The sequence below is a fragment of the Sphingopyxis sp. genome (assembly GCF_050725615.1).
Taxonomy (GTDB): domain Bacteria; phylum Pseudomonadota; class Alphaproteobacteria; order Sphingomonadales; family Sphingomonadaceae; genus Sphingopyxis.
In genome coordinates, this window is sequence record NZ_JBOHHU010000130.1 from 1 (window position 1) to 8005 (window position 8005).

Genomic DNA, 8005 nt, shown 5'->3' on the forward strand with positions numbered 1-8005 from the left:
GGCCCACCCCCAACCCCTCCCGCCTGCGGGAGGGGAGAGCAACATCCGCTCCCCACCCCAAAGCCGATCCCGGCAGCGGCGCCCGCAATCGACATCGTCCCGTTGTTTCTCTTGTCGTGGCGCATGCTTTCCCGCATTTCTCCTGACGGGGGGGAGAGACGATGCGGTGCGCATACATAATATTCTCGATACTATCGAGCGTCGTTCTTGCCGCTTGCGATCCGCCGACCGATTTGCCGCGCGAGGCCGAAAAGATCGACGCGAGAGTGTCTTGCCCCAACGCAAATGAAATCAAAGCCGACATTGACGCGCTCGACGCTGCCGATCGATCGGCGAGGGCTGCGATGGTACAGCGCATTCAGGAAAAGTTCTCAGCCGTCCGCCGCGTGGGATATGATCGGCAAGACGCGGGCGGTGTGATTGTGTTGAAACCGACGTGCGGAGGCACCCGTTATCCGGATATCCGTCTTGTCTCACCATCGGAGCTTTTCCTACTGCTGGGGGAATAGATCGGCTTTCCGCCGCACGTCAGGCTACTTGCCAACTGCATCCAATTCGCGCAGTCCGCTTTGCGGAAGAGGAGCCTGAGTGACCGAAATCGACGATCATCCGCCGGGACTGGTGGCGCGCGCCGTGCGCCGCCTGTTGCTGGCGATGTACCGGCTGCGCGGCTGGAAGGCCGAGGGTGAGGTGCCCGAACCGCGGCGCTTCATCATCATCGCCGCGCCGCACACCAGCAACTGGGATTTCGTGAACTTCCTCGGGCTGACCGCCGACCTCAAGGTTCGCGCCCATTTCATGGGCAAATTGTCGCTGTTCAAATGGCCGCTCGCGGGTTTTATGAAACAGATGGGCGGCATCCCGGTCGACCGGCACCATGCGTCGAACGCGGTGGCGCAGATGGTCGAACAGTTCGCGCGCCGCGCCGAATTCATGCTGACCGTCGCGCCCGAGGGGACGCGCGGCAAGGCGAAGAAATGGCGCACCGGATTCTATCAGATCGCGCTCGCGGCGAAGGTGCCGATGGTGGTCGGGTTCATGGATTATGGCACCAAGACCGGCGGGCTCGGTCCGCTGATCTGGCCGACGGGCGATTTCCGCGCCGACATGATGAAGGTGCTCGAGACCTATAAAAGCTGCATCCCGAAATTCCCGGAGCGTGCGGTGACGTCGATCGATGATATCGTGGGGGTGGATTAGGCCGCCGGGGTGCAGGGCAGGAGAGTGCGATGACAAGCGTGGGGATCATGCTGGCGACGAATTTCTTCGGCCTGATATTGGTCATCGGGCTGCTGTGGCTGATCGCCCTGTCGATCCGCGACGTGTCGTTCATCGACGCCTTCTGGGCCTTCGGCATGGTGCTGCTCGCCTGGGGCAGTGCGATCCAGGTCGGCAATGAAGGGCTGCGCGCGCAGTTGCTGCTGGGGCTGACGACGCTCTGGGGATTGCGGCTCGCGATCCATCTGTTCGTCCGCTGGCGCCGCACCGGCGAAGACCCGCGCTACCAGAAGATCATCGCGAGCATTATGAAGAAGCGCCACTGGGGCTGGGAGGTCACCGCGCTCGTCTCGGTCTTTCTGACGCAGGCGCCGCTGCTGTTCATCACCAGCCTGCCGGCGCAGATCGGCATCTGGGCGAGCGCGGCGGCGCCGGGGTCGGCGATCGGCATCCTCGGCTGGATCGGCGTCGCGGCGGCGCTGACCGGCATTGCGTTCGAGACCATCGGCGATTGGCAGCTCGACCGGTTCCGCGCCAATCCCGCCAACCAAGGCAAGGTCCTCGACACGGGGCTATGGCGCTACACGCGCCATCCCAATTATTTCGGCGATGCGCTGACCTGGTGGGGCATCTTCCTCGTCGCCGCCGACGCCGCGCTGTGGGTCGCGGCGGCGAGCGTGATCGGGCCGTTGTTCCTATCCTTCACCCTCACCAAATGGTCGGGCAAGGCGCTGCTCGAACGCGGCATGAAGCATACGCGACCGGGCTATGACGACTATGTCGCGCGCACCTCGGGCTTCCTTCCCTGGCCGCCCAAAAAGCGTGGCGCTTGATCCCGGCCTCGACAGCGACGCGCCGGTCGCCGCCGACGTCAGCGCCCTAGGCGACGCGCCGCGCATTCGCGCGATATTGACCGAAGCGGCGCGGGCGGGGCAGAGCGTCAGCTACTCCGAGCTGCTCGGCGAGCTGGGCTTTCGTTTTTCACGGCCGAAGATGCGCGCGGTGTGCAAGACGCTCGCCGAAGTCGACCGCCTCGCCGCGCTCGACGGCGAACCCGACCTCGCGGTGCTGGTGGTGCGCGAAAGCGACCGGCTGCCGGGGCAGGGCTGGTGGGTCGGCGGGACGGCGCTGCTGCTGGGTTATGATGGGCCGTGGGAGGGCGCGGCGGCGGCGCGGTTTATCCGGGAGCAGCAGCAGGTGGTGTTCGATTATTGGGCGGGGCGTTAGGAATGCGCGAAGTCGGCCTGTCGATCTTGCCGCGCGATCCCATGAGGTGTCCTTCCCAACGAGGCAAGCTATACTAGTGGGATGACCGATGATCTCTCTGGCTTGGAGGCATTAGATGCGCCGGCCCTGACGGCCGAATACCTGCGGCGGCGAATGCAGTTTCGAGACTGCTGCAAACGTGCTGTGAGGGTGTCACGAGGTAGTGGGGGCATTTACGTCGAGGGCAATCGCCTCGCATACGCATCTGTTCTCTTTACGCGCATCGCCGTAATGTCGAAAAGCATTGAGCGCCTGCTGCCAGATTGTAAGCCAAAAGAGCATTGGGACTTCAGCGCAGTAGCGTCGCTCGCTCGTAATCTGGCGGAAGCTTATCTTTGGTATCATTGGTTATGCGAAGATGACGTAGATGACGAGATACGGCAAGCTCGGTTCGTATTAACTTACTGCCACGACCATGGTTCGCGTGGTCGGATGTTTGCGCCGGAAGATCCGCTGCCGCAAGACAGTGTTGTTATGGCCGATCTAATAGCGCGTTTTGATGGAAACGCTTTTTTGCGGACATATGATGCCAAAGCGCGACGGGAGGCGCTTAAAGGGCACAAGACACCCTTCGTCCAAGATGAAGTGCTCGATAGAATGGGTGCTGACAAACAGGATTTCCGCTTGCTCTATCGGTTTTTTTCTCAGCACACGCACACTGGCCCTGTCTCATTCATGCGAACTTTCGAGCATGATCGAGGGGCTGGTGTCGAAACGGAACATGAGAAAAGATACATGATCGTGGCCGTAGACTTTGCTGCATCAATTTTGGTGGCCGCAACTGGCGGACATCTAAAATTGTTTCCGGATGCTGAAACGCGACAACCGGCGCTCACTCAAGCTGATGTCATACGGAATGTGGAGCGCGACCAATGTCGAGCGAAGTTTCGCAATCGGAAATAGGCGTAAGAGCCCGACGCCTACTTCTTCAACCCAATCTCCCGCAGCCGCTCCTGCAGATACTCGTCCGCGGTGATCGGCGTCGGATACAGGTTCGGCTGCGACGCGCTGATGCAATTTTCCAGCGTTTCGATCGGATAGTCCGAGCGGAAGTGGAGGAAGAAGGGCATCGAATAACGCGCGACACTCGCTCGCCCCGCGTCGGGGTTGCGGACGCGGTGGGTGGTCGAGGGCAGGCGGTTGTTGGTCAGTCGCTGGAGCATGTCGCCGACATTGACCGCCATCGCGCCCGGCGGGGGCGAGACGGGGAGCCAGCTGCCGTCCTTGTCGAGGATTTCGAGGCCCGCTTCTTCCGCGCCCAAAAGCAGCGTGATCGTGTTGATATCCTCATGCGCCTCGGCGCGGATGCCCTTCGCGGGCGCTTCGACCGGGGGGTAATGGAGCAGGCGCATCACGCTGTTGCCGTCCTGCACCGTGTCGTCGAAGAAGGCCGGGTCGAGCTTCAGATAACGTGCGATGCCGGACAGCAGGCGGCCGCCGACGCGGTCGAATTCGGCGAAGAGCTTGTCGTAAGCGGTGCGGAAGCCCGCGACCTCGGCGGGCCAGACATTGTTCGGCTGCTGCGCGGCGAGGCGGTGGCCGGCGGGCAGGTCGCGGCCGACGTGCCAGAATTCCTTGAGGTCGACTTCCTTCGCGCCCTTGGCGATCTCGGTCCCGAAGGGGGTGTAGCCGCGCGCGCCGCCGCCGCCGGGGATATGATAGGCGCGCTTTTCGTCCTCGGAGAGCGCGAAGAACGCCTTCGCCTTGTCCCACGCCTCGTCGATCAGATCGGGGTCGATGCCATGGTCGGTGATCATCGCGAAGCCGAAGCGTTCGAAGGAGGCGCCGAATTGCTGCGCGAACTGGTCGGCGGGAAGCGCCATGGAAATCACGGGTACGGCGGCAGTCATGTCTTTGTCCATCTGTCTGGGGTCGGCGCCGGTGGCGCGCGTCATGCGATGCGATTTAGGCGCTGCGGCGGCGCGGTTAAAGGGAAAAAGGCGGTTCCACCCTGTCGCGGGCTCGGCTAGACCCGCGCCCATGGCAAAACAATATTGGCTGATGAAATCCGAACCCGACGCCTATGCGTGGGAAAGGCTGGTGCATGATGGCAAGGGCATGTGGGACGGGGTGCGCAACCATAGCGCCAAGCTCAACATGAAGGCGATGAAGGTCGGCGACGAAGCGCTCTTCTATCACAGCAATATCGGCAAGGAATGCGTCGGCATCATGGAGATCGTCGAGGAGGCGACCCCCGATCCGACCGCCGACGAAGGATCGCCCTGGGTCATCGTCCGCGTCGCGCCGGTGCGTGCGCTGGCCTATCCGGTGACGCTGGCGGCGATCAAGGCCGATCCGAAGCTCGCCGACATGGACCTGATCCGGCTGTCGCGGCTGTCGGTCGGGCGCGTGACGCCCGCCGAGTGGAAGCATATCCTGAAGAAGTCGGAAAAGCCCGAGGGCTGAGTGACCGCTTAGCGCAGCTTGCTCTGCATATGCGCGGCGACCGAGGGGTGCAGCGGGTTCACGAACTCACAGCCATATTCATTGCCGTCGACGCGCCGCACGATCGCCTCTAACTGCTGCAGTCCGGGCAGGCTGACCCATATATGCTTGCCGATCGCCGGGCGGGCAAAGGTGTTCATGCGAAAGCCGGTCGACGACAGGTCGAACAGCTCGGCATCATAGGGATTGAAGCCCGCTTCGCGAAATTTCGCGTTCGCCTTGACCTGCGTGCGCTGGGCGCCGCGCGTCTGGGTGGTCGGCTTGGTGGAGAAGGTGCCAGGATAGGTCACGGTCGGCTGCGATCCCTTAGGAGGTGGAGCGGCAAATTTAGGCTGCGATGCTTTCGAGCCTGTAAACACACATCGTAAATATCTTCCAAACCCCGGTTTTTTGTCTCGCGGCGGGACGTTTTTCGCCCGTCGGAGCTTTTTCGGCCCCGACGATATTGGCAGGATCAGGTAAAGATTGGATTTACTCTGAGGGGCGGACGCGGCCGCGCCCCGCCTTGATCGTACTGCGCGCCTTTTTGCTGTCGACGCGACGCGCCTTCGCGGCCTTGCTCGGCTTGGTCTTCACGCGCCGTTCGGGGCGGACCAGCGCGGCGTCGACGAGCGCCTGCAATCGTTCGCGCGCGTCGGCGCGGTTCGCTTCCTGGGTGCGATAGCGGCGGGCGAGGATGACGAGTTCGCCCTCGGTCGTCATCCGGCTGCCCGCGAGGGTCTTGAGCCGCCGATAGCTGTCGGGGTCGAGCCCGAGCGCATAGACATTGACGCGCAGCTGGCACGCGGTCGCGACCTTGTTGACATTCTGGCCGCCCGGCCCGGTTCCGGCGAGGAATTTCTCGCTGATCGCCGATTCCGGAATCTCAGCCACGCGTCGGTTCCGCGCCCTCCGGGGCAACGAAGCCCAGCGCGACGAAGCGTTCGGGGAAGGGGGCTTCGGCGACGATCGGGGGCTTGGCGCCGCGTGTTACGACGAGGCGCTCCGCGTGGAGCATCGTGCGATCACGCGCGCCGCCGGTGCCATAGACGGGGTCGCCGACGAGGGGAAAGCCGAGACCTTCGAGCGCATGGACGCGCAGCTGGTGCGTGCGACCGGTTTCGGGGCGGAAGCGCAGCAGGCTGCGGCCATCCGCCTCGCCGAGCTTTTCCCAGTGCGAGATCGAGGGCTTGCCGCGCCGGCTGCCGTCGGCATCGCCGACCATGCGCCAGCCGTCCTCGGCGGTCGAAACCTTGGCGAGCGGCAGGTCGATCGTGCCGCTTGTCCCTGCGACGATGCCGTCGACGATCGCGAGATAGGCCTTTTCGACCTCGCGCGCCTCGAACGCCTGGGTGAAGCGGCCATGCGCCTTGGGATTGCGCGCGAGGAGCAGGCAGCCCGAGGTGTCGCGGTCGAGCCGGTGGACCGCGAGCGGCCAGCGCTTGAACCCGAACTTCAGGCTGTCGAGATGATTCTCAAGGCTGAGGCTGCCGTCGCGCGGGGCGTCGACGGGCAGGCCCGCCGGTTTGTCGATGACGATCGCCTCGCCGTCGAGAAACAGGATATGATCGGTGAGTAACATCGGCGGCCTATAGGCCGCGCGCCGGTCAGCCGAAAGAATAAACGTCCATGCCGAGCAGGCCATAGGTGGTGCTGGCGTGCAGCCGCTCGGCCGCGAAGGGCGTGGCGCCCGCGCCCATGGCGACGAACAGCGGCAGGATATGGTCCATCGTCGGGTGATTGTCATGGCCGTGCGGGGCAAGCTCGACCGCGTGCAGCAGGTCGTCGACGGCGCCCGCCGCCATGCGCTCGGCGACCCAGTCGGTGAAATCCGTCACCCACGCCGGGGCGGGGGCGTCGATGGCGGGGCGCGCCGAGAAGAGCGCGCGGAGGTTGTGGGTGATGCTGCCCGATCCGACGATCAGGACGCCCTCGTCGCGGAGCGGCGCGAGCGCCTGGCCGAGCGCATAATGCCATTCGGGCGGCGCGTTGGAGGCGATGGAAAGCTGGACGACCGGGATGTCGGCGTCGGGGTAGGTCAGCGACAAGGGCACCCAGGCGCCATGGTCGAGGCCGCGTTCGGGATCGGCGGTGACGGTCAGGCCGTGCGCGCCGAGCAGGTCGACCACTTGCGCGGCCAGCGCCGGATCGCCCGGCGCGGGGTAGCGCATCGCGAACAATTCGTCGGGAAAGCCGCCGAAATCATGGATCGTCGGCGGATGGGGCGACGCGGTCACCGTCGCGCGCCCGCCCCGATCGGCGGCATCATGGTGCGCCGACACCATCAGGATCGCGCGCGGACGCGGGAGATGGGCACCCAGCCCGGCGAGGAAGGTCCTTGCCGGGCTGGGCTCGAGCGCCATCATCGGCGAGCCGTGCGAAACGAAAAGGCTCGGGAGACGGCGCATCGGTTCAGGCCGCCTGCCGCAGCGCGTCGATCGACGCGGTGGCGCGGGCGATCGCTTCGCCGTCCTGCATCTGGCGGTCGGCGGCGATGATCGACACGTCGGTGATGCCGACGAAGCCGAGGACGTGGCGCAGATAGCCGGTGGCGAAATCATAGTCGCTGCCGACGGGCACCCCGCCCGAGGCGACGACGAGATAGGCCTTCTTGCCCTTGAGCAGCCCTTCGGGGCCGGTCTCGGTGTAGCGGAAGGTGCGGCGGGCGCGGGCGATCAGGTCGACCCAGGCCTTGAGCGCGGCGGGGATCGCGAAATTATAGACGGGGACGCCGATGACGATCGTGTCGGCGGCTTCGAGTTCGGCGATCAACTCGTCCGAGGCGGCAAGCGCAGCGCGCTGGTCGTCGTTGCGGTCGGCGTCGTCGGTGAAATTGGCGCCGACCCAGGCTTCGGTGAGCAGCGCGGGCGGGGTGAGCGCGAGGTCACGGCTCGTGACGGCGGCGCCATAGCCCTGTTCGACAAGGCGGGTGACGAGCTGGTCGGTGAGCTGGCGGGTGGTCGAACCGGCGTTGCGGGCCGAGGCGTCGATGCGAAGAATATGGGACATGATCTTACTCCTTGGACTTGGGTGAAAAGCGGGAAGGGGGTGCCGCGAGTTCGGTTACCGGGGGAAGGGCGAACTCGCGGCACAGGGT

Annotated in this window: 11 protein-coding genes; 5 read left to right on the forward strand and 6 right to left on the reverse strand. The window is 64.7% G+C overall.

The genetic code is table 11. The features are described from left to right. Window positions 1–588 precede the first annotated feature (588 nt). The 4 genes from ACREB7_RS19835 to ACREB7_RS19850 all read left to right on the forward strand — a co-directional run bounded on the left by ACREB7_RS19835 (window position 589) and on the right by ACREB7_RS19850 (window position 3387). The gene (locus ACREB7_RS19835; protein ID WP_431593987.1) at window positions 589–1200 is read left to right on the forward strand and encodes a lysophospholipid acyltransferase family protein; all 612 of its coding nucleotides are present in this window, start codon (window positions 589–591) and stop codon (window positions 1198–1200) included. A 29-nt stretch (window positions 1201–1229) separates the two neighbouring features. Then, on the forward strand, window positions 1230–2051 hold the full coding sequence (locus ACREB7_RS19840; RefSeq protein WP_431593988.1) for a DUF1295 domain-containing protein: 822 nt from the start codon (window positions 1230–1232) through the stop codon (window positions 2049–2051). After that, window positions 2041–2445, forward strand: coding sequence for a ribose-phosphate pyrophosphokinase (locus ACREB7_RS19845; RefSeq protein WP_431593989.1), 405 nt, complete (start codon window positions 2041–2043; stop codon window positions 2443–2445). Before ACREB7_RS19840 ends, ACREB7_RS19845 begins: the two co-directional genes overlap by 11 nt. 81 nt (window positions 2446–2526) lie before the next feature. Further along, a complete protein-coding gene (locus tag ACREB7_RS19850) occupies window positions 2527–3387 on the forward strand; it encodes a DUF5677 domain-containing protein (protein WP_431593990.1) in 861 nt (286 codons plus the stop codon). Between the two features lie 17 nt (window positions 3388–3404). Here ACREB7_RS19850 and ACREB7_RS19855 read toward each other — a convergent pair whose 3' ends face one another. Beyond that, the gene (locus tag ACREB7_RS19855; protein WP_431593991.1) at window positions 3405–4334 is read right to left on the reverse strand and encodes an isopenicillin N synthase family dioxygenase; all 930 of its coding nucleotides are present in this window, start codon (window positions 4332–4334) and stop codon (window positions 3405–3407) included. 130 nt (window positions 4335–4464) lie between these two features. Between ACREB7_RS19855 and ACREB7_RS19860 the strand changes: the two genes are divergently transcribed. Further along, a complete protein-coding gene (locus tag ACREB7_RS19860; protein WP_431593992.1) occupies window positions 4465–4890 on the forward strand; it encodes an EVE domain-containing protein in 426 nt (141 codons plus the stop codon). Window positions 4891–4898: 8 nt separating this feature from the next. Here the strand turns inward: ACREB7_RS19860 and ACREB7_RS19865 are convergent, their stop codons facing one another. The 5 genes from ACREB7_RS19865 to ACREB7_RS19885 all read right to left on the reverse strand — a co-directional run bounded on the left by ACREB7_RS19865 (window position 4899) and on the right by ACREB7_RS19885 (window position 7917). Beyond that, window positions 4899–5219 carry a PilZ domain-containing protein gene (locus ACREB7_RS19865; RefSeq protein WP_431593993.1) on the reverse strand — a complete coding sequence of 107 codons (321 nt, stop codon included), beginning with the start codon at window positions 5217–5219 and terminating at the stop codon, window positions 4899–4901. A 181-nt stretch (window positions 5220–5400) separates the two neighbouring features. Continuing rightward, on the reverse strand, window positions 5401–5802 hold the full coding sequence (gene arfB / locus ACREB7_RS19870) for an alternative ribosome rescue aminoacyl-tRNA hydrolase ArfB (protein WP_431593994.1): 402 nt from the start codon (window positions 5800–5802) through the stop codon (window positions 5401–5403). Then, window positions 5795–6490: an RluA family pseudouridine synthase gene (locus tag ACREB7_RS19875; protein ID WP_431593995.1), complete on the reverse strand. Its 696-nt coding sequence runs from the start codon at window positions 6488–6490 to the stop codon at window positions 5795–5797. The genes arfB and ACREB7_RS19875 overlap by 8 nt, the downstream gene beginning before the upstream one ends. A 25-nt stretch (window positions 6491–6515) precedes the next feature. After that, window positions 6516–7316: a DODA-type extradiol aromatic ring-opening family dioxygenase gene (locus ACREB7_RS19880; RefSeq protein ID WP_431593996.1), complete on the reverse strand. Its 801-nt coding sequence runs from the start codon at window positions 7314–7316 to the stop codon at window positions 6516–6518. Window positions 7317–7320: 4 nt separating this feature from the next. Continuing rightward, on the reverse strand, window positions 7321–7917 hold the full coding sequence (locus ACREB7_RS19885; RefSeq protein WP_431593997.1) for an FMN-dependent NADH-azoreductase: 597 nt from the start codon (window positions 7915–7917) through the stop codon (window positions 7321–7323). Window positions 7918–8005 lie beyond the last annotated feature (88 nt).